Source organism: Saccharopolyspora gregorii, from assembly GCF_024734405.1.
Taxonomy (GTDB): Bacteria; Actinomycetota; Actinomycetes; order Mycobacteriales; family Pseudonocardiaceae; genus Saccharopolyspora_C; species Saccharopolyspora_C gregorii.
In genome coordinates this window covers 3,045,529-3,065,650 of record NZ_CP059556.1, presented here as the reverse complement: position 1 = coordinate 3,065,650, position 20,122 = coordinate 3,045,529, and the positions used below count along the sequence as shown (strand labels likewise).

General features: G+C 76.1%; 13 protein-coding genes. 9 read left to right on the top strand and 4 right to left on the bottom strand.

Going from position 1 to position 20,122, the window contains the following annotated elements; genetic code table 11:
• Window positions 1–4: 4 nt before the first annotated feature.
• The 4 genes from H1226_RS13155 to H1226_RS13140 all read right to left on the bottom strand — a co-directional run bounded on the left by H1226_RS13155 (window position 5) and on the right by H1226_RS13140 (window position 4,553).
• Entirely contained in the window at window positions 5–1,093 is a 1,089-nt protein-coding gene (locus H1226_RS13155; RefSeq protein ID WP_224957430.1) for an AAA family ATPase, read from the bottom strand.
• 382 nt (window positions 1,094–1,475) lie between these two features.
• Window positions 1,476–2,027, bottom strand: a complete 552-nt coding sequence (gene mobA, locus H1226_RS13150; RefSeq protein ID WP_258349239.1) for a molybdenum cofactor guanylyltransferase — start codon at window positions 2,025–2,027, stop codon at window positions 1,476–1,478.
• A 111-nt stretch (window positions 2,028–2,138) separates the two neighbouring features.
• The gene (locus H1226_RS13145) at window positions 2,139–3,455 is read right to left on the bottom strand and encodes an NlpC/P60 family protein (protein WP_258349238.1); all 1,317 of its coding nucleotides are present in this window, start codon (window positions 3,453–3,455) and stop codon (window positions 2,139–2,141) included.
• A gap of 267 nt (window positions 3,456–3,722) precedes the next feature.
• Window positions 3,723–4,553, bottom strand: a complete 831-nt coding sequence (locus H1226_RS13140) for an SIR2 family NAD-dependent protein deacylase (RefSeq protein ID WP_373690053.1) — start codon at window positions 4,551–4,553, stop codon at window positions 3,723–3,725.
• Between the two features lie 170 nt (window positions 4,554–4,723).
• Here H1226_RS13140 and H1226_RS13135 point away from each other — a divergent pair, with 170 nt between their 5' ends.
• From H1226_RS13135 to H1226_RS13095, 9 genes are all read left to right on the top strand, one after another.
• Window positions 4,724–6,100, top strand: coding sequence for an MFS transporter (locus H1226_RS13135; RefSeq protein ID WP_258349237.1), 1,377 nt, complete (start codon window positions 4,724–4,726; stop codon window positions 6,098–6,100).
• Window positions 6,093–8,198, top strand: coding sequence for a molybdopterin oxidoreductase family protein (locus H1226_RS13130; RefSeq protein WP_258349236.1), 2,106 nt, complete (start codon window positions 6,093–6,095; stop codon window positions 8,196–8,198). The genes H1226_RS13135 and H1226_RS13130 overlap by 8 nt, the downstream gene beginning before the upstream one ends.
• Window positions 8,195–9,607 (top strand): FAD-dependent oxidoreductase, encoded by a 1,413-nt coding sequence (locus H1226_RS13125; RefSeq protein ID WP_258349235.1) that lies wholly within the window; start codon window positions 8,195–8,197, stop codon window positions 9,605–9,607. The genes H1226_RS13130 and H1226_RS13125 overlap by 4 nt, the downstream gene beginning before the upstream one ends.
• Window positions 9,604–12,129 (top strand): nitrite reductase large subunit NirB, encoded by a 2,526-nt coding sequence (gene nirB, locus H1226_RS13120; RefSeq protein WP_258349234.1) that lies wholly within the window; start codon window positions 9,604–9,606, stop codon window positions 12,127–12,129. Before H1226_RS13125 ends, nirB begins: the two co-directional genes overlap by 4 nt.
• Window positions 12,126–12,452: a nitrite reductase small subunit NirD gene (gene nirD / locus H1226_RS13115; RefSeq protein ID WP_224957423.1), complete on the top strand. Its 327-nt coding sequence runs from the start codon at window positions 12,126–12,128 to the stop codon at window positions 12,450–12,452. The genes nirB and nirD overlap by 4 nt, the downstream gene beginning before the upstream one ends.
• Before the next feature lie 112 nt (window positions 12,453–12,564).
• Window positions 12,565–13,671 carry a uroporphyrinogen-III synthase gene (locus H1226_RS13110; RefSeq protein ID WP_258349406.1) on the top strand — a complete coding sequence of 369 codons (1,107 nt, stop codon included), beginning with the start codon at window positions 12,565–12,567 and terminating at the stop codon, window positions 13,669–13,671.
• On the top strand, window positions 13,668–14,372 hold the full coding sequence (locus H1226_RS13105) for a sirohydrochlorin chelatase (protein ID WP_258349233.1): 705 nt from the start codon (window positions 13,668–13,670) through the stop codon (window positions 14,370–14,372). The genes H1226_RS13110 and H1226_RS13105 overlap by 4 nt, the downstream gene beginning before the upstream one ends.
• 113 nt (window positions 14,373–14,485) lie before the next feature.
• On the top strand, window positions 14,486–15,193 hold the full coding sequence (locus H1226_RS13100; RefSeq protein WP_258349232.1) for a hypothetical protein: 708 nt from the start codon (window positions 14,486–14,488) through the stop codon (window positions 15,191–15,193).
• Between the two features lie 148 nt (window positions 15,194–15,341).
• Window positions 15,342–19,880 carry a cation-translocating P-type ATPase gene (locus H1226_RS13095; protein WP_258349231.1) on the top strand — a complete coding sequence of 1,513 codons (4,539 nt, stop codon included), beginning with the start codon at window positions 15,342–15,344 and terminating at the stop codon, window positions 19,878–19,880.
• The last annotated feature ends 242 nt before the right edge of the window (window positions 19,881–20,122 follow it).

Genomic DNA, 20,122 nt, shown 5'->3' with positions numbered 1-20,122 from the left:
CGGGTCAGTACTGCGGCGGCGGGCCGACCGGCGCCTGCCCGTACCCGGGCTGCGCCTGCGGCGGGTTCGCCTGCGGACGCGCCGAGACCTGCGGCAGCGGCACGGTCTGCAGCACCCGGTTGACGATGTGGTCGACCGGGATCCCGTCGGCGAGCGCGTCGTAGGACAGCACCAGCCGGTGCCGCAGCACGTCCGGCACCACGTCCACCACGTCCTGCGGGAGCACGTAGTCGCGGCCGCGGACCAGCGCCAGCGCCCGGGACGCGGCGACGATGCCGAGGCTCGCTCGCGGCGAGGCGCCGTAGGACACCCACCCGGCGATGTCGGACAGGCCGTGGTCGTTCGGGGTGCGCGTCGCCAGCACCAGCCGCACGACGTAGTCGACCAGCGCGTGGTGCACGAACACCTGCGCGGCGACGTCCTGCAGCCGGGTCAGCTCGTCGGCGTCGAGCACCGGCGTCGGCTCGGGACTCGCCACGCCCATCCGGTAGACGATCTCCCGCTCCTCCTCGGCCGAGGGGTACTCGACCTGCAGCTTGAACAGGAACCGGTCCCGCTGCGCCTCCGGCAGCGGGTAGACGCCTTCGTTCTCGATGGGGTTCTGGGTGGCCAGCACCAGGAACGGCTTCGGCATCGGGAAGCTCTCGCCACCGATGGACACGTGCCGCTCGGCCATGACCTCCAGCAGCGCCGACTGCACCTTGGCGGGCGCGCGGTTGATCTCGTCGGCCAGCACGAAGTTCGCCAGCACCGGGCCGAGCTCGACGTCGAAGCGCTCACTGCCCTGCCGGTAGATCCGGGTGCCGAGGATGTCGGCGGGCACCAGGTCGGGGGTGAACTGCAGGCGGGAGAACGAGCCGCCGACGACCTTCGCGAAGGTCTCCACGGCGAGCGTCTTGGCCACGCCGGGCACGCCTTCGAGCAGCACGTGGCCCTTGGCCAGCAGGCCGACCAGGACCCGTTCGACGAGCCGGTCCTGCCCGACGATGATCCGCTTGACCTCGAACACGGTGCGTTCGAGCAACTGCGCGTCCCGGGCCGGTGTGCTCACCTGGTCCGCGGGCGCCGCTCCGCCCTCGCCGGCCTCGGTCACTTCGACACCTCTCGTTCGCTTCCCTGGTCGCTTCGGGCGTTCGCCGCGGTGCCGGGCCGCCGGGCCTCGGCGGACGTGGGCGCTCGCGCGCCGAGCGCACTTCGCAGCGATCTTGGCACGGGCGCGCCCCGGTCGCGCGAGGGGGCACCCGGCCAGGTTCGCAGTGAACCGCACCGGCGGTGTGGCCCCTGTGAAGCGATCTCCCTCCTCCTGGCCGTTTTCGGCCGGACGTCGGAGGGCGAGGCCGCGCGGGCGGATTGATTTCAGTCAACACTGAAGTTACCGAGCCAATGAACATCCGGACGCGCACTCCTGCGCTCACGCACCCGCTGATCGTTCGAGCGCGGCGCCACCCGGGCCCTCCCAGCGGGCCCCGGGCCGCTCAGCCCAGGCGGTGCAGGTCCTGCGGGGTGTCCACGTCGGCCGCCTCCGCCCCCACCGCCGGGACGTGCGCCGGGTGCAGCGCGCCGAACAACGCGCGCACCGGCCGGTCCCGAACCTGCTCCGGCATCGCCGCGCGCAGCACGTCGACCGGCCAGACGCCCAGCAGCCACTGCACCGCGCCGTCCGCGTCCACCAGCACCGCGCCGGACTCCGCCGCCGCCGCGCGCAGCCGCGCCACGGTCCCGGCCGAGAGCCCCGGGTGATCGGCGGCCAGCACCGCGACCAGGCCCCGCTCGAACGGGACCTCCTCCAGCCCCGCGTGCAGCCCGGCGAGCGGACCCGACCCGGGCGGATCCTCCCGCGCCCACCGCACCGGCACCGGCACCGGCCGCCGCGGCCCGACCACCACCACCGGGTCGGCGTCGCGCACCGCCAGCGCGGTGTGCGCCAGCAAGGTGCGGCCACCGGTGCTCAACGCGAGCTTGTCCACTCCCCCGAGCCGGCGGGAGCTCCCGCCCGCGAGGACCACCGCTGCGAATTCGTCCACCACGCCCCGATGCCTACCGCAGCACCGCCGCCGCGGCGCGGGCACCCCACCCCGGAACGCACGGCGGCGGTCGTGCCGGTGGGGACAACCCGGCACGACCGCCGTCGGAACCGATCAGAGGAGGCGGACCGCGTAGGGCGCGATGCCCGCGTACCGCACCGAGGTGACCCGCACCTTCGAACCCGAGTACGGCGCCTCCACCATCCGGCCACCGCCCAAGTACAGCGCCACGTGATGCACCCGTCCCCCGCTGCGCCAGAACAGCATGTCCCCGCGCTGCATCGAGGACAGCGGCACCTGGGTGCCGGACTGGTACTGGTAGCCGCTGTAGTGGTCGAGCTGCACCCCCGCCCCGGCGAACGCGTAGATCATCAGCCCGGAGCAGTCGAACCCGATCTTCTGGTAATCGCCGTACGAGTCGGCCACTCCCCCGTCGCGGATGCCGCGGGTCGGGCCGCTGGAGTTGCCGCCGCCCCACGCGTAGGGCATGCCGAGCTGGGAGAGCGCCCGCCGCACGACGGTCTCCACCGAACCGGTGGCGACCTCGGTGTCGTCGTCGGAGTCCGGCGCGGGGCCGCCCTGCGCGTTCCCGGCGGCGGCCTGCGCCTCGGCCGCCTGCTGGGCCTGCGCCGCCTGGCTCGCCTCGAGCCACTCCTCGTAGCGGTCGCGCTGGGATTCCAGCCCGCGCACGGCGGCGCGGGCGGCGGTGAGCTCCTGCTGCACGCCGGAGCGTTCGGCCTCCAGCCTCGCGGAGGTGCTCGCCTGCGAGGCGCGGGCGGCGATCGCGGCCTGCTGCGCGGTGTCGGCACGTCCCTTCGCCTCGGCGGCGGTGGCGCGGGCCGCGGCCGCTTCCTCTAGGGCTTCGCGCGCGAGGGAGTCCTTGTTGACCCGGTCGATGCGGGACCGCTCCAGGTCGTCGAGCACGTCGAGCTGGGTGCGCCCGACGGTGTCGAGGAGTTCGGCGCGCTCCAGCAGCTCGTCCGGCCCGCGGGCGCCCACGTACGCGGTGAGCGAGCCGAGCTTGCTGCCCTGCCGGTAGCTGCCCGCCGCGAACTCGTCGAGCCGGGCGCGCTGGCGCTCCACCTCGTCGGCGGCCGCGTTGGCCTGGCCCTGGGCACCGGCCGCGGTCTGCTCCGCGCGGGAGCGGGCGAGTTCGGCGCGGTCCAGGTCGACGCGCGCCTTGTTGGCGTCCTCCATCGCCAGCTCCACCCGCGCGCTCAGCTCGGTCAGCCGGGTCTCGGCTTCGGAGAGGCGTTGGGTGAGCTCGCCGACGCGGTCCGCCCGGTCGCCGACCCGGTCGCGCTGTGTTTGGATCTCGCCGTCGTCAGGTCGCGCCGGGGGTTCCGGCGCGCCGGCCGCGGCCAGCGGGAGCGCGAGGGCGAACGCGGAGGCGAGCACCAGACCGCCGGGCAGTAGTCGAGGTCGCCGCACGACCGCCACCTCCAGGCACCGAACTAGGCCGTTCGGACTTGCAGTGTTGCGCCATTCAGCGCACAGGACGAGCACAACTGTGCATCGTGACCCCACTGCTCGCAATTCGTCGCACGAACCACTTGCGCCACAAGCCGTACTTCAGGGCATGAACAGGACTTTTCGGGCGCGCTGAACCGCTCAAGCCGAGCAGGCGAGCAGGCGAGCACGGAATCGACCCGAGATCGTCGAGACGATCTCGGGTGCTTGCGGGGTGCGAGGGCCGGTTCAGCCCCAGGTGCTCGGGTCGCCCCAGGTGCGCAGCGGCTCACCGGACTCGGCGAGCGGCACCGCGGCCAGCTCCGGCAGCACCTCGGCCAGCGGCTCGCGCAGCACCGCGGCGGCGAGCTCGTCGTACGGCGTCGGCTCCGCGTTGCAGATCACCAGCCGCGCACCGGCGCGCACCGCGAGCTCCGCCAGCCCCGCCGCCGGGTGCACCGTCAGCGACGTCCCGGCCGCGACGAACAGATCGCAGTCCAGGGCGGCCCGCTGCGCGGCGCGGATCACGTCCGGGTCGAGGTTCTGGCCGAACGAGATGGTGGTGGACTTCAGGATCCCGCCGCAGGAACGGCACGGCGGGTCCTCCTCGCCGTCGGCGACGCGCTCCAGCGCCGCCCGCATCGACCCGGTCGCCCCGCAGTCCAGGCAGACCACGCCGAACACCGAACCGTGCAGCTCCAGCACCAGCCCGGCCGGGAGCCCCGCCCGCTGGTGCAGTCCGTCGATGTTCTGGGTGAGCAGCGAGGTCAGCCGGCCCTGCGCGGCCAGGTCGGCGAACGCGCGGTGCGCCGGGTTCGGCACCGCCTCCCACGCCGGGTGCTCGGCTCGGCCGCGCCAGGCGAGCCTGCGCACCTCCGGGTCGGCCACGTACGAGTCGAGGTCGGTGAGCCGCTGGGCCCGCGGATCCCGCGTCCACACCCCGTTCGGGCCGCGGAAGTCCGGGATGCCCGAGGCGGTGGACACCCCCGCCCCGGTCAGCGCCGTGATGCGCCGGGCCGAGCCGAACAACTCCCGGGCGCGGGCGTGCTCGGTGCCGGGATCGCTGCCGCGTGCTGTCACCCCACCACGGTGCCACGTGGCCGCAGCCACCCCGAATCCGGGCGTCGGCGCAGTTCACGCCCGGCGGCCGCGCGGGTGTGATGGCGGCTTTGCCTCGCGGTAACGCGCGGCGTCGATCGGCGGAAACACCCGGTTCCTAGCGTCGGCCCTGCCCGACGAGAGGAGGCGCGGTGACCACCACCCCGCACAGCAGGCCCGGTCGCCGGATCGACGGCTGGGACCCGGAGGACGAGGCGTTCTGGCAGCGCACCGGCCGGCGGGTCGCGCACCGCAACCTGCGGCTGTCGATCCTGTCCGAGCACGTCGGGTTCTCGGTGTGGAGCATCTGGTCGGTCCTGGTGCTGTTCATGTCCCCGGAGATCGGCCTGGACTTCGACGCCGCCGAGAAGTTCCTGCTGACCACGGTGCCGACGCTGGTGGGGGCGCTGCTGCGGCTGCCCTACAGCTACGCGGTGACCCGCTTCGGCGGGCGGAGGTGGACGGTGTTCGCCACCTCGGTGCTGCTGGTGCCGACCGGGCTGATCTGCTACTTCGTGCAGCAGCCGGGGACGCCGCTGGGCGTGTTCCTGGTGCTGGGTGCGCTGACCGGGCTCGGCGGCGGCAACTTCGCCTCCTCGATGACCAACATCACGAGCTTCTTCCCGCAGCGGGAGCAGGGTTGGGCGCTCGGGTTGAACGCCGGTGGCGGGAACATCGGCGTCGCCGTCGTGCAGGTGGTGGGGTTGCTCGTGGTGGCCACCGCGGGCGGGACGAGCCCGGCGCTGGTCGCCGGGATCTACCTGCCGCTGATCGTGCTGGCCGCGCTGCTGGCGGCGCTGCGGATGGACGACGTCGACGCGGTCGTCACCGCACCGGGCGCGCAGCGGGAGGTGCTGCGCAGCTCGCACGCCTGGTGGCTCTCGCTGCTCTACGTCGGGACGTTCGGGTCGTTCATCGGCTACGGGTTCGCGTTCGGGCTCGTGCTGCAGAGCGAGTTCGGCTTCACCCCGCTGCAGGCCGCGACCTGGACGTTCCTGGGGCCGCTGCTGGGTTCGCTGGCGCGGCCGGTCGGCGGGCTGCTGGCCGACCGGTGCGGCGGGGCGCGGGTGACGTGCTGGAACTTCCTGGCGATGGCCGCGGGGACCGGGGTGCTGCTGGTGGCCTCCGGGCTGGACTCGTTCCCGCTGTACCTGGGGTCGTTCGTGGTGCTGTTCGTGCTCAGCGGGGTCGGCAACGGCTCGGTGTACAAGATGATCCCGGCGGTGTTCGCCGACCGGGCGCGCCGGGAGATCGCCGGGGGCGGGGTACCCGCGGACGCGTTCGCGCGGGCCCGCAGGTCCTCCGGGGCGCTGATGGGCGCGGCCGGCGCGGTCGGGGCGCTCGGCGGGGTGTTCATCAACCTGGCGTTCCGCGCCTCGTTCGGCGGGGCGGCCGCCAGCGGGGACGCCGCGCTGGCCACGTTCCTCGGCTGCTACCTGGTGTGCGTGCTGGTGACCTGGGCGGTGTACCTGCGTCCGCGGCACGCTGCGGCGCGGCCCGCGATCGCGGGAGGTCCCGGCCGTGCCTGAACCCCGCACCACGACCACCCACTGCCCCTACTGCGCGTTGCAGTGCGGCACCCGGTTGACCCGGGAGCGCACCGGCGTCGTGGTCGAACCGACGGACTTCCCGGTGAACCGGGGCGGGCTGTGCCAGAAGGGCTGGACCGCGCCCGCGCTGCTCGACGTCCCCGACCGGCTGCTGCACCCGATGGTGCGGCGCGGCGGCCGGCTGCGGGCCGTGGACTGGGACACCGCGCTGCGCACCGTCGCCGACCGGGTGCGGGAGCTCCAGGCCGAGCACGGCTCGGACGCGGTCGGCGTGTTCGGCGGCGGCGGGCTGACGAACGAGAAGTCGTACCTGCTGGGGAAGTTCGCGCGGCTCGCGCTGGGCACCAGCCGCATCGACTACAACGGCCGGTTCTGCATGTCCTCGGCGGCCGCGGCCGGGACCGCCGCGTTCGGCTCGGACCGGGGGCTGCCGTTCCCGGTGACCGACCTCGGCCGGGCGGACGTGGTGCTGCTGGCCGGGGCGAACCCGGCCGAGACGATGCCGCCGCTGCTGCGGCACCTCACCGCGCCGGAGCTGGTCGTCATCGACCCGCGGCGCAGCGCCACCGCGCAGCGCGCCGCCCTGCACCTGCAGCCCGCGCCGGGCACCGATCTGGCGCTGGTGCTGGGGATGCTGCACATCGCGGTCGTCGACGGCTGGGTGGACGGCGACTACGTCCGGGACCGCACCACCGGTTTCGACGCGGCCCGGCAGCGCGCGATGAGCTGGTGGCCGGAGCGGGTGGAGCGGATCACCGGCGTACCGGTGCGCGCTCAGCGGGCGGCGGTGCGGATGCTCGCGCGCGCCGACCGGGCCTACGTGCTGACCGGGCGCGGCGCCGAGCAGCACGCGAAGGGCACCGACACCGTCGCCGGGTTCATCGACCTCGCTCTCGCGCTCGGACTGCCCGGCCGCGAGGGCAGCGGGTACGGGTGCCTCACCGGGCAGGGCAACGGGCAGGGCGGCCGGGAGCACGGGCAGAAGGCCGACCAGCTGCCCGGCTACCGCTCGATCACCGACCCCGCGGCGCGCGAGCACGTCGCCGGGGTGTGGGGCGTGCCGCCGGAATCGCTGCCCGGGCCGGGGATCAGCGCCTACGAGCTGCTGGATGCGGCGGGCGCGCCGGGCGGGGTGCGCGGGCTGCTGGTGTTCGGGTCGAACCCGGTGGTCTCCGCGCCGCGCGCCGGGCACGTCGCCGAGCGGCTGGCGGCGCTGGACCTGCTGGTGGTGGCGGACTTCGTGCCCTCGGAGACGGCGCGCGCGGCGGACGTGGTGCTGCCGGTGGCGCAGTGGGCCGAGGAGGACGGCACCGTGACGAACCTGGAAGGCCGGGTGCTGCGCCGCCGCCGGGTGCGGGTGCCGCCGGGGCACGCGCGCAGCGACCTGGAGGTGCTGCACGGGCTGGCGCGGCGGCTCGGCGAACCCGGCCACCGCTACCCCACCACGCCGCGCGAGGTGTTCGAGGAGCTGCGCCGCGCGTCGGCGGGCGGCGCAGCCGACTACGCGGGGATCAGCTACGAGCGGCTCGACGCCGGGGAGGCGCTGCACTGGCCGTGCCCCGCCGAGGACCACCCGGGCACGCCCCGGCTGTTCCTGGACCGGTTCGCCCACCCCGACGGCCGCGCCCGGTTCGCCGCGGTGGAGCACCGCCCGGCGGCGGAGCAGGTGTCCGCCGAGTTCCCGCTGCACGCCACCACCGGCCGGGTGCTGGCCCACTACCAGTCCGGTGCCCAGACCCGCCGGATCCCGGAGCTGGCGGCCGCAGCGCCGGAGGCGTTCGTCGAGGTGCACCCGGACACGGCGCGGCGCGCGGGGCTCGCCGACGGGGATCTGGCGCTGGTGAGCTCGGCGCGCGGCCGGACCGCCGCGCGGGTGCGGCTGGTGGACTCGATGCGGGTGGACACCGTGTTCCTGCCGTTCCACTTCCCCGGCGCGGGGCGGGCGAACCTGCTGACGAACCCGGCGCTGGACCCGCGCAGCCGGATGCCGGAGTTCAAGGTGGCCGCGGCCCGGCTCGATCCGCTGCCCGCCGACCCGGCGCCGCCCGCCGGGGATGCGGCGGAGGTGTTCGCGTGAACCACGTGCTGATCGCCGGGAACGGTCCCGCCGCGCACCGCCTGGTGGAGCGACTGCGCGGGCACGGCCACGACGGCCCGATCACGGTGCTGGGCGCGGAGGACCGGCCCGCCTACAACCGGGTGCTGCTGGCCTCGGTGCTGGACGGGACGTTGCCGCCGGACGCGGTGGAGCTGCCGGAGCTCGACGCCGAGGTGCGGACCGGAGTCACCGCGACCGCCGTCGATCCCGCGCGGCGGCTGGTGCGCACGGACGCCGGGGTGGTGCACCGGTACGACGAGCTGGTGCTGGCGACCGGGGCGCGGGCGGCGGTGCCCGCGGTGCCGGGGCTGCGCGCGGCGGACGGGACGCTCGCGGCCGGTGTCGCGGCGCTGCGGACCCTCGCGGACTGCGCGCGGATTCCGGCCGGGGCGCGGCGCGCGGTGGTGCTCGGCGGCGGGGTGCTCGGCGTGGAGACCGCGCGCGGACTGCTCGGCCGCGGCCTGGACGTGGTGCTGGTGCACCCGAATCCGCACCCGATGGACCGGCAGCTCGACGCGGCGGGCGGAGCGCTGCTGGCCGAGCACCTGCGGGAGGCGGGCGTGCGGACCCGGTTCGGCCGCCGCGCCGCCGCGCACCGGCCGGGTGAGCTGGTGCTCGACGACGGCGAGGTGCTGGCCGCGGACGTGGTGGTGCTGTGCACCGGCGTGGTCCCGGAGGCGGGGCTCGCCCGCGAGGCGGGGCTGCGGGTGGGGCGCGGCGTGCTGGTGGACGACCACCTGACGACCTCGGACCCGCACGTGCACGCCCTCGGCGACTGCGCCGAGCACGACGGGCGGGTGCCCGGGCTGATCGCACCGGCCTGGGAGCAGGCGGAGGTGCTGGCGCGGCGGCTCGCCGGCGGTGCGGCGCGGTACCGCGCCGGAGCGACCGCGACCCGGCTCAAGGCGCGCGGCATCGACGTGGCCTCGCTGGGTGACGTGGCGCTGCTGGCGTCCCCCGAGGTGGAGCAGGTGGTGCTCTCGGACCCGGCGCGCGGCCGGTACGCGAAGCTCGCGGTCCGCGCCGAGCGCCTCGCCGCAGGGGTGCTGATCGGGTTCCCGCAGGCCGCCGCCACCCTCGCCCAGCTGCACGACCGGGGCCTGCCGCTGCCGGTGGACCGGCTGGGCCTGCTGCTGGGCGCCGCGCCCGCCGCCGCACCGGCCGAGCTGCCCGCGGACGCGGTGCTGTGCCGCTGCAACGACGTGAGCAAGCGGCGGCTGGAGGACGCGTGGCGCGCCGGTGCCCGCGACCTCGGCTCGCTGGCCCGGACCACCCGGGCCACCACCGGCTGCGGCGGCTGCGCCGACGAGGTGCGCGCCCTGTGCGCCGCGCTGCGCGCCGACGGACCGACCGGAGCCGACGAACCCGAACAGGAGGGCGTCGCATGACCCGAACCCTTGTCGTGATCGGCCACGGGATGGTCGGCCACCGCCTCGTCGAGGAGCTGCGCGCCCGCGACGACGCGGACCGCTGGCGGGTGGAGGTCCTCGCCGAGGAACCCCGCGCGGCCTACGACCGGGTGGCCCTGTCGTCCTACCTGGACGGCAGCAGCGCCGCGGACCTCGGCCTGGCCGGGCCGGGATTCTTCGCCGACCCGCTGGTGCGGCTGCACCTGGACCACGCCGTCACGAGCATCGACCGCGCGGCGCGGACCGTGCGCACCACCGGCGGCGCCGAGTTCCGCTACGACGCGCTGGTGCTGGCCACCGGGTCCCGGCCGTTCGTGCCGCCGGTGCCCGGGCACGACCTGGCCGGCTGCCACGTGTACCGCACGCTCGACGACCTGGACGGCATCCGGGACGCGGCGGTGGCGGGCGCGCCCGGGGTCGTCATCGGTGGCGGGCTGCTCGGGCTGGAAGCGGCGAACGCGCTGCGGCTGCTGGGGATGCGCCCGCACGTGGTGGAGCGGGCGCCCCGGCTGCTGCCGCTGCAGGTCGACGACGGCGGCGGGCGGGTGCTGGCGCGGCTGGTCGAGGACCTGGGGCTGGCGGTGCGCTGCGGGACGGCGACCGCCTCGATCGACGCCGGGCCGGACGGGCGCGTAGCCGGGGTGACCCTCGGCGACGGCGACAGCATCGCGGCCGAGCTGGTGGTGTTCTCCGCGGGGGTGCGCCCGCGCGACGAGCTCGCCGAGCGGTCCGGTCTGGCGCTTGCCGACCGCGGCGGGGTGCTGGTGGACGGGCGCTGCCGCACTTCCGACGAGCACGTCTGGGCGGTCGGCGAGTGCGCCGCCGTCGAGGGCCGCTGCTACGGGCTGGTCGCCCCCGGCTACGCGATGGCCGAAGTGGTGGTGCGCCAGCTGCTGGGGCTCGACGGCGACGCGTTCACCGGTGCCGACATGTCGACGAAGCTGAAGCTGCTCGGAGTGGACGTGGCCAGCTTCGGCGACGCGCACGCGACCGCGGACGGCGCGCTGGAGGTGGTGCACGCCAACCACGCGGCGGGCACCTACGCGAAGCTCGTGCTCAGCGACGACGCGCAGGTGCTGCTGGGCGGGGTGCTGGTCGGCGACGCGAGCGCCTACGCCTCGCTGCGGCCGCTGGTGGGCCGCGCGCTGCCCGCCCCGCCGGAGCGGCTGCTGCTGCCCGCCGGCCCCGCGCCGGACGCGGGGGCGCTGCCGGACGACGCGGTGGTGTGCTCCTGCAACAACGTGTCCACAGGGGACATCACCGCGGCGATCGGCGGCTCCGGGCTGTCCGATGTGGCCGGGATCAAGGCGTGCACCCGGGCGGGGACGAGCTGCGGGTCGTGCGTGCCGATGCTCGGCAGGCTGCTCGCCGACTGCGGCGTCGCGCCCTCCCGCGCGCTGTGCGAGCACTTCGCCCACTCCCGCGCCGAGCTGTTCGAGATCGTCCGGGCCACCGGCATCGCCACGTTCTCCGAACTGGTCCGCGCCCACGGCCGCGGTCGCGGCTGCGACGTGTGCAAACCGGTGGTGGCCTCGATCCTGGCGAGCCTCGGGCGCGGGCACGTGCTCGACGCCGAGCACGCCGGGCTGCAGGACACCAACGACCGGTTCCTGGCCAACCTGCAGCGCAACGGCACCTATTCGGTGGTGCCGCGGGTGCCGGGCGGGGAGATCAGCGCGGACGGGCTCATCGTGCTCGGTGAGGTGGCCCGCGAGTTCGGGCTCTACACGAAGATCACCGGCGGGCAGCGGATCGACCTGTTCGGCGCCCGCGTCGAGCAGCTCCCCGCGATCTGGCGCCGGTTGGTGGACGCCGGGTTCGAATCGGGGCACGCCTACGGCAAGGCGCTGCGCACCGTGAAGTCCTGCGTGGGCACCGACTGGTGCCGCTACGGCGTGCAGGACTCGGTGGCGATGGCCGTCCGGCTCGAACTGCGCTACCGCGGGCTGCGGGCGCCGCACAAGCTCAAGTCGGGGGTGTCGGGCTGCGCGCGCGAATGCGCGGAGGCCCGGTCGAAGGACTTCGGCGTCATCGCCACCGACCGCGGCTGGAACCTGCACGTCGGCGGCAACGGCGGGTTCAGCCCGCGGCACGCGGAGCTGCTCGCCGCCGACCTCGACGACGAGCAGCTGATCCGGCTCGTCGACCGGTTCCTGATGTTCTACGTGCGCACCGCCGACCGGTTGCAGCGCACCGCCGCGTGGATCGAATCCCTCGACGGCGGCCTGGACCACGTGCGAGAGGTCGTCGTCGAGGACTCGCTGGGCATCGCCGCCGACCTGGAGGCCGCGATGGCCGAGCACGTCGAGGGCTACGCCGACGAGTGGGCCGGGGTGCTGGCCGACCCGGCGAAGCTGGCCCGGTTCGTGTCCTTCGTCAACGCCCCCGACGCGCCCGACCCGACGGTCGGTTTCCTGCCCGATCGGGACCGGCCGGGCACCGGCCCGGTCCCGCTGCCCGCGCCGTCGATCCGGCCCGGTTCCGCGGAGGTCCCCGCATGACGACCTGGTACCCGATCTGCCCGTGGGAGGCGCTGCCGCCCGCCTGCGGCGTGCCCGCGCTGCTCGCCGCCGGGCCGGTCGCGCTGTTCCGCACCTCCGACGACGAGCTGTACGCGGTGGGCGGCGTCGACCCGTTCTGCGGGGCGGGGGTGATCAGCCGCGGCATCGTCGGCGATCGCGGCGGCGAACCGACCGTGGCCTCGCCGATGCTCAAGCAGGTGTTCTCGCTGCGCACCGGTGCGTGCCTGGACGATCCGGCCGCCCGGCTGCCGACCTTCCCGGTGCGGCGGCGCGGCGGAGTGGTGGAGGTCGGGCTGCCGTGAACGCGTGCTGCCCGTCTCCGTTCCGGCGCCGAGCCGCCGCCCCGGCCCGCCCACCGGTTCCCGAGCTCGTCGCGACCGGTGCGGGGAGGTGGTGACGTTGCGCGAACCACCGATGCCGCTGGCCGGGTTCACCGTCGGCGTCACCGCCGCGCGCCGCGTCGACGAGCAGACCGCGCTGCTGGCGCGGTGCGGGGCGCGGGTGCTGCCCGGGGCGGCGCTGCGGATCGTGCCGGTCGCCGACGACGCGCGGCTGCGCGCCGCCACCGAGCGGTGCGTCGAGGCCCCGCCGTCGGTGGTGGTGGCCACGACGGGGATCGGGTTCCGCGGCTGGGTGGAGGCCGCCGAGGGCTGGGGGTTCGGCGCGGACCTGCTCAGCGCGCTCGGCTCGGCCCGCCTGCTGGCGCGCGGGCCGAAGGCGCGCGGCGCGGTCCGCGCCGCCGGGTTGCCGGACGCCTGGTCGCCCGAGTCCGAGTCGTCCGCGGACCTGCTGGCGCACCTGCTGGCCGCACCGTTGGCCGGGGTGCGGGTCGCGGTGCAGCTGCACGGCAGACCACTGCCGGAGTTCACCGCCGCGCTGCGGTCCGCGGGCGCCGAGGTCGTCGAGGTCCCGGTGTACCGCTGGTGCCCGCCCGCCGACACCGCCGCGCTGGCGGCGCTGGTCGACGCGGTGTGCGCCCGCGAGCTCGACGCCGTCACGTTCACCAGCGCGCCCGCCGCGGCCGGACTGCTGGCTCGCGCCACCGAGCAGGGGTGCCGCCGTGAACTGCTCGCCGCGCTGCGCGGGCCGGTGCTGGCGGCGTGCGTCGGCCCGGTGACGCACGCACCGCTGGCCGAGGTGGACGTGCCCGCGGTGCTGCCGCGGCGCGCCCGGCTCGGCGCGCTGGTGCGGGAGCTGTGCGAGCGGTTGCCCGGGCGCTACCCGTCGCTGCCCGTCGCCGGGCGCACCCTGCAGCTGCGCGGGCACGCGGCCGCCGTCGACGGGGTACCGCGGCCCCTCTCGCCGGGCGGCAAGGCGCTGCTGCGGGTGCTGCTGGCCCGGCCCGGCGAGGTCGTCGCCCGCGAGGAGCTCGCCGCCGCCCTGGCGCCGAGGCGGTCGCCGTCCGCCGACGCGCACGCCGTGGAGCAAGCCGTGGCACGGCTGCGGTCCGCGCTCGGCGACCCGGAACTGGTGCAGACGGTGATCAAGCGCGGCTACCGGCTGCCGCTGGAGGGCGCGTGACTCCCCCGCTGCTGCTGGTCGCGCACGGCACCCGCGACCCGGCCGGGCCGCCGGTCGTGGATCGGATCGCCGCCGCCGTCGCCGAGCGCGCCGGGATCGCGGTGCGCACCGCCTACGTCGACGTCATCGGACCGACCGTCGCCGAGGCGCTGGACGGGCTGGACGGGCCGGTGGTGGCGGTGCCCGCGTTCCTCGCCGCCGGGTACCACGTGCGGGTCGACCTGCCCGCGCAACTGGCCGCCGCGGGACGCGAGGACGTGACGACGAGCGCGCCGCTGGGGCCGGACCCGGTGCTCGCCGAGGTGATGCTGCGGCGGTTGCGGGCCGCGGGGTGGCGGCCGGGCGCGGCGGTGGTGTTCGCCGCCGCCGGCTCGACGGATCCGCGGGCGCTCGCCGACGTGCGGACCACCGCGCGGCTGCTCGGCGCGCGCTGCGGGCAGGTGCTGCGGCCGAGCTACGTCACGACCGCGGCGCCGCGCACCGCGGAGGTGTGCGCCGAGCCCGGGCCGGAGCGGTTCGTCGCGCCGTACCTGCTGGCGCCGGGGAGGTTCCACCGCGGGCTCGCGGCGCTGCCGGTGCGCGCGGCGGCGGCCCCGATCGGGGCGCACCCGCTGGTGGTGGACCTGGTGCTGCGCCGCTACCGGTCCGCCTGCCGGGAGGTGTTCGACCCCGTCCGGGCCGGGCCGGGCCACCCGCGGTGAAGCCGGGTCCTCCGACCTGACTCCTTCGTGGGGACTTGGAGTTCGTTCGATTCATAGCTCGTTCAGCCCCGCTTACGGTGGACATTTCTTGCGTCGTCAGCGGGGAGGCACACATGACCAGCGCAACCAGTTCCGGAGCGACATCAGGTTCCGGTCGGCGCACGTCCGGCGGCAGCGCCCGGGGGCGCGGATCCGGCTCCTCCGGGTCCGGCTCGCGCTCCGGCGGTTCCCGCTCCAGCAGCACCCGGCAGAGCACCGGCACGTCCGGGACGAGCACCACGTCGAGCAGCACCGGATCGTCGCGCACGTCGAGCGGCTCCGGCTCCGGCACGGCCCGCGGCTCGCGCACCGGATCCAGCACTTCCCGGAGCTCGCGCACCAGCAGCGGGACCACGCGCAGCACCGGAACCTCGCGCAGCAGCGGGACCACGCGCAGCACCAGCGGAACGTCGCGCCCCGCCACGACCGGGCGCCGCACCGCAGGCAGCCGCGGCACCACGAGCACCGGCACCACCAGCACTGGGACGAGCGGCACCTCCACCGGCACCTCGCGGACCGCCGCCACCTCGTCGAAGGCGCAGGAAGCCACCGTGCACCTGCCGTTCGTCACGGCCCAGTTCCACAAGCCCGACGTGCACCTGCCGGGCAAGCACGAACTCGCCTCCGCGACCGAAGCGGTCCGCGCGCAGCTGCCCGAACCCGGCCAGGCCCTGTTCTACGGCGGTCTCGCCGCGGGCGTCGCGCTGAGCCTGCTCGAATGGCCGGTCGCGCTGGCCATCGGCGTCGGCACCGCCGTCATCGGCCGCGAGCGGCACGAGTAGTAGCCGCACCGCGGTGCCGGGCACCGCGCACCGCACCGCCCCGGTCCCCGGGCCCGCGTCCCGGGCCGAGGCGGTGCGCGCCGCACCCGGAACCTCGCGTCCCGCCCACCGCGTCCGCCGACGGGACGCACGCCTGGAGAGGGGATCCATGCCGTTCGGCGCCCTGCTGTCCCGAGCCGCCCACCTCGCCGCGCCGGTGCTCGACGCCGTGCGCAACACCGGTTCCCCGCCGCTGAACCGCCGCACCTACTCCCGGCACGGCCGCACCCACCTGGAAGTGCGCGGCCTGCACCTGCCCGAGTCCGCCGGAGCCGCGCGGGACCTGCGCGCGCGGCTGTCCGAAGTGGACGGCGTGGCGTCGGTCGAGGTGAACGCCGTGCTCGGCCGGGTGCTGGTGCACCACGACGCCGAGCAGGTCGGGTGCGCGGTGCTGGCCGAGGTCGTCGACGCCGTCGAGCGCGACCACGACCTGGCCGGCCTCGGCAGCTCCCCCGCAGGTGTCGCGCATCCCGGCAACCCCGACGCGCTGATGCGCGACGTCGGCGCGTTCGGGCTGAGCGTGCTCGGCCTCGGCTACTCGGCCGTCGCCGGACTGCTGCCGTTCCGGCCCGCGTCCCCGCTGATCCCGGCCGCGGTGTCGCTGGCGGACGCGGTGCCGTGGCTGCGCGAAGGAGCCGAGCGCACCCTCGGGAGCACCGGTGCCGAAGCGGCGCTCGCCGTGGGCGGGGCCGTCACCCAGGGCCTCTCGCAGAACCCGCTGGCGGTGTTCAGCGACCTGTCCGCCCGCTTCTGCTCCGCCCGCGAGGGCATCGCCCGCCAGCAGGCGTGGCGCCGGTGGGAGGAGACCACCCCGCCGGGAGCGCACGAATCCACCGCGATCAGCACCGAGCCGCGGCCGGTCGAGCTGCCGGACGGTCCGGTCGAGCAGGTCTCGAACCTCGCGGGCGCGTTCGCCCTCGGCGGCTACGGCACGGTGCTCGCCGCCACCCGCGATCAGCGGCGCGCGCTCGCCACCATGCTCGCCGCGATCCCGAAACCGGCGAAGACCGGCCGCGAGGGGTTCGCCGCGCAGCTGACCACCGCGCTGTCCGCCCGCGGCACCCTCGTCCTCGAACCGAAGGCGCTGCGCAAGCTGGACCGGGTGGACACCGTCGTGCTGGACGCCCCGGCGCTGCTGACCGGCAGGCGCGTCGTGGACGAGGTGCTGCCGCTGGACAGCGATGCCGACGCCACCCGGTTGTTCGCGCACGCCGCCGAGCTCGTCGACCCGCAGCGCCCGAAGGCCCGCCGCAGCCGCGGGAAGTGGTCCTGTGCGCCGCTCGACGGCCGCGCCGCGCAACTGCCCGGGCGAGTGCAGGCCGAGCTGCGCGCGCACCGCGACCGGGGTGCGGTGCTGCTGGAGCTGCGCCGGAACGACGAGGCCGTCGCCGTGGTGGTCGTCATCGACGAGCTCGACCCGCTGGCCGAAGCGCTCGCCGAGGCCGCCCGGGCCGCGGGGACCGCGGTGCTCGCCGGGATCGGCAGCAAGCTGGACCGCCGGATCACCGTCGACGACGTGGTGCACGGCGGCACCCGGCTCGCCGCCTCCGTGCGGCGGCTGCAGCAGGACGGCCGGGTGGTGGCGGTGCTGTCCACCCGCGCGCACGCCGCGTTGGCCGCCGCCGACGTCGGCATCGGGATCGCCGAGGACGACCAGCCGATGCCGTGGGGCGCCGACCTGCTGTCCCCGAACCGGTCCGAGGCGCACAGCGCGCTGTGCGCCGTCGCCGAAGCCCGCACCGCCAGCAAGCACGCCGCGGCGCTGTGCGCGGGCGGGGCGTGCCTCGGCGTGCTGTTCGGCGCGCTCGGACCGTCGGCGGGCGCGCCGGCGCGCGCCGGGCTGCCGGTGCACGCGGCGAACCTCTTCGCGCTCGGCACCGGGACCCTGGCCGGGTTCCAGGCGGGCGAGCGACCACCGCCCGCGCCGCACCAGCGGACCCCGTGGCACGCGCTGCCCGGCAGGGCCGTGCTGGGACTGCTGGACAGCTCGGTCGACGGTCTCAGCGCCGCCGTCGCGCGCCGCTGGCGCCGCGCCCAGCCGCAATGCGCCGACCGCGGGATCGGGGTCGTCGGCGCCACGCTGGAAGGGCTGGTCAACCCGATGACCCCGGTGCTGGTCGCCGGCGCGGTCGTGTCCGCCGGGCTGGGATCCGCGGTGGACGCGGTGCTGATCACCGGGGTGCTGGGGATCAGCGCGCTCATCGACGGGGTGCAGCGCATCGCCACCGACCGCGAGCTCGCCAGGCTGCTCGACGCCGGGCAGCTGCCCGCGCACGTGCGCCGCGACGGCGCCACCTCCACGGTGCCCGCCGACCAGCTGGTGCCGGGAGACGTGGTGGAACTGCGCTCCGGCGACGGGGTGCCCGCCGACTGCCGGGTGCTGGCGGCCGAGTACCTGGAGGTCGACGAGTCCAGCCTCACCGGCGAGTCGGCCCTGGTGGTCAAGACGCCGGAAGCGACCTCGGCGGCGGCGCTCGGCGACCGCACCGGGATGCTCTACCAGGGCACCACCGTGGCCACCGGCACCGCGACCGCCGTCGTCGTCGCCACCGGCGCCGCCACCGAGGTCGGACGCACCACCGGCGAGGACGGGCACCCCACCGGTGCCGCGGGCGGGGTGGAGGCCCGGCTCGCCGAACTGACCCGGCAGATCCTGCCGCTGTCCGTCGGCGCGGGCGGCGCGCTGCTGGCGGTGGACCTGCTGCGCGGCACCCCGCTGCGGGCCACCGTCGGCCGCGCGGTCGGCCTCGCGGTCGCCGCCGTCCCGGAAGGGTTGCCGTTCGTGGCGACCCTCGCCGAGCTGGCCGCGGCGCGGCGCCTGGCCCGCCGCGGCGTGCTGGTGCGCAGCCCGGCCACCATCGAGGCGCTGGGCCGGGTGGACGCGCTGTGCTTCGACAAGACCGGCACCCTCACCCAGGGGCGCATCACCCTCGGGCAGGTCTCCGACGGCACGCGCAGCAGCACCCCGGACCGGCTCGACGCCGCCGGGCGCGCCGTGGTCGAGGCCGCGGTGCGGGCGAACCCGCAGGCCGAGGGCGACCAGCCGCTGCCGCACCTCACCGACCGGGCCGTGCTGGAGGGCGCGCTGGCCGCCGGCATCGACCCGAACGACCGCGAGGTGCTGGCGGACCTGCCGTTCGAACCGTCCCGCAGCTTCCACGCCACCCGCACCCGCGGCCCCGACGGGGTCGAGCTGCACGTCAAGGGCGCGCCCGAGGTCGTACTGGAGCGCTGCACGCGGTGGCGGGGCGCCGAGTTCGACGCGCCGGCCCGCGCCGAGGTGGAGCGCGAGATCGAGCGGCTCGCGCTGCTCGGCTACCGGCTGCTGGCCGTCGCCGAGAAGGCCGCGCCGGACGACACCGGGTCCGAACTGGACGACGCCGAGGTGTACGGGCTGGACTTCGTCGGGCTGCTCGGCCTGGCCGACCCGGTGCACCCCACCGCCGCCGAAGCGGTCAGCCGGCTGCGGCGGGCCGGAGTCGACGTCATCATGATCACCGGCGATCACCCGAGCACCGCCGAGGCCATCGCCGCGGAGCTCGGCATGCTCGGCGGCAAGCGGGTGCTGCACGGCGCGGAGCTCGACGAGCTCGACGACGAGGAGCTGGCCGCCGAACTCCCCGCCGTCTCGGTGTTCGCCCGGGTCAGCCCGGCGCAGAAGGCCCGCATCGTGCGGTTGCTGCGCGCCGACGGCCGCACCGTGGCGATGACCGGCGACGGCGCCAACGACGTGCCCGCGATCAAGCTCGCGCACGTCGGCATCGCGCTGGGTTCGCGCGCGACCCCGGCGGCGCGGGAGTCGGCGGACCTCGTGGTGGCCGACGACCGGATCGAGACCATCACCGACGGCATCGTGGAGGGCCGCGGGATGTGGGCCTCGGTGCACGACGCGCTGTCGATGCTGCTCGGCGGCAACCTCGGCGAGATCGGCTACGCGGTCGGGTCCGGGTTCTTCGGCGGGGACGCCGGGCTCAACGCCCGCCAGCTGCTGGTGGTGAACATGCTGACCGACGTGCTGCCCGCGATCGCGATCGCGGTGCGGCCGCCGCCGCACGCCACCCCGGAGCGGTTGCTCGCCGAAGGGCCGGACGCCTCGCTCGGCAAGGCGCTCACGGAGGCCGTGTACCTGCGCGCAGCGGCCACGGCGGGCGCGGCCGGACTCGCCTGGGCGCTGGCCCGCCCGGTGTCCACCGCGGCGCAGGCCCGCACCACCGGCCTGGTGGCGCTGGTGGCCGCGCAGCTCGCCCAGACCCTCGCCGTGCGCGGGCGCACGCGGCTGGTGCTCGCCTCGGGCGCGGTGTCGCTGGTGGTGCTGTTCGGGGTGGTGCAGGTGCCGGGGTTGAGCCGCTTCTTCGGTAGCAGTCCGCTACTACCACACCAGTGGTGCATCGCGGTGGGCTCGGCGATCGGAACCACCACGGCCGTGGTGCTGTGGCAGCGCCCACCTGCGGATTCCTCCCCCGCCGAACCGCGCGCGCTGCCCGCGGCGGAGGAGGAACCGGCCGAACCGGCCCCGGACGAGATCACCGAGGGTGCGGACGGTCCGGTCGTGGACGGCGAGGTGCTCCCGCCTCCGCGCGCCGCCCGCAACGGCGCCGACCGCGGCATCCCCACCGGGTCCGCGCCGCTCGCCACGACACCCGGGTGAGCGGCACGCGGCACCTCGGGCGACCGGTCGCGCGCGGCCCCGGAGATCCCCTCACCTGGTGGAACGGCGGATTTTCCCCGCCGCTTCACCTGCCCGTCACCCGGAACCAACCCGGCCCTCACCCCGCACCGGGACCGTCGGGGCGTACGAGCAGGAATCCGACGGCAGAAAGCACGCCCACCATGAACTTCCTGGCGACCCTGCTGACCAGCGTGGCCGTGGCCCTCTTGGAGGGGCTCATC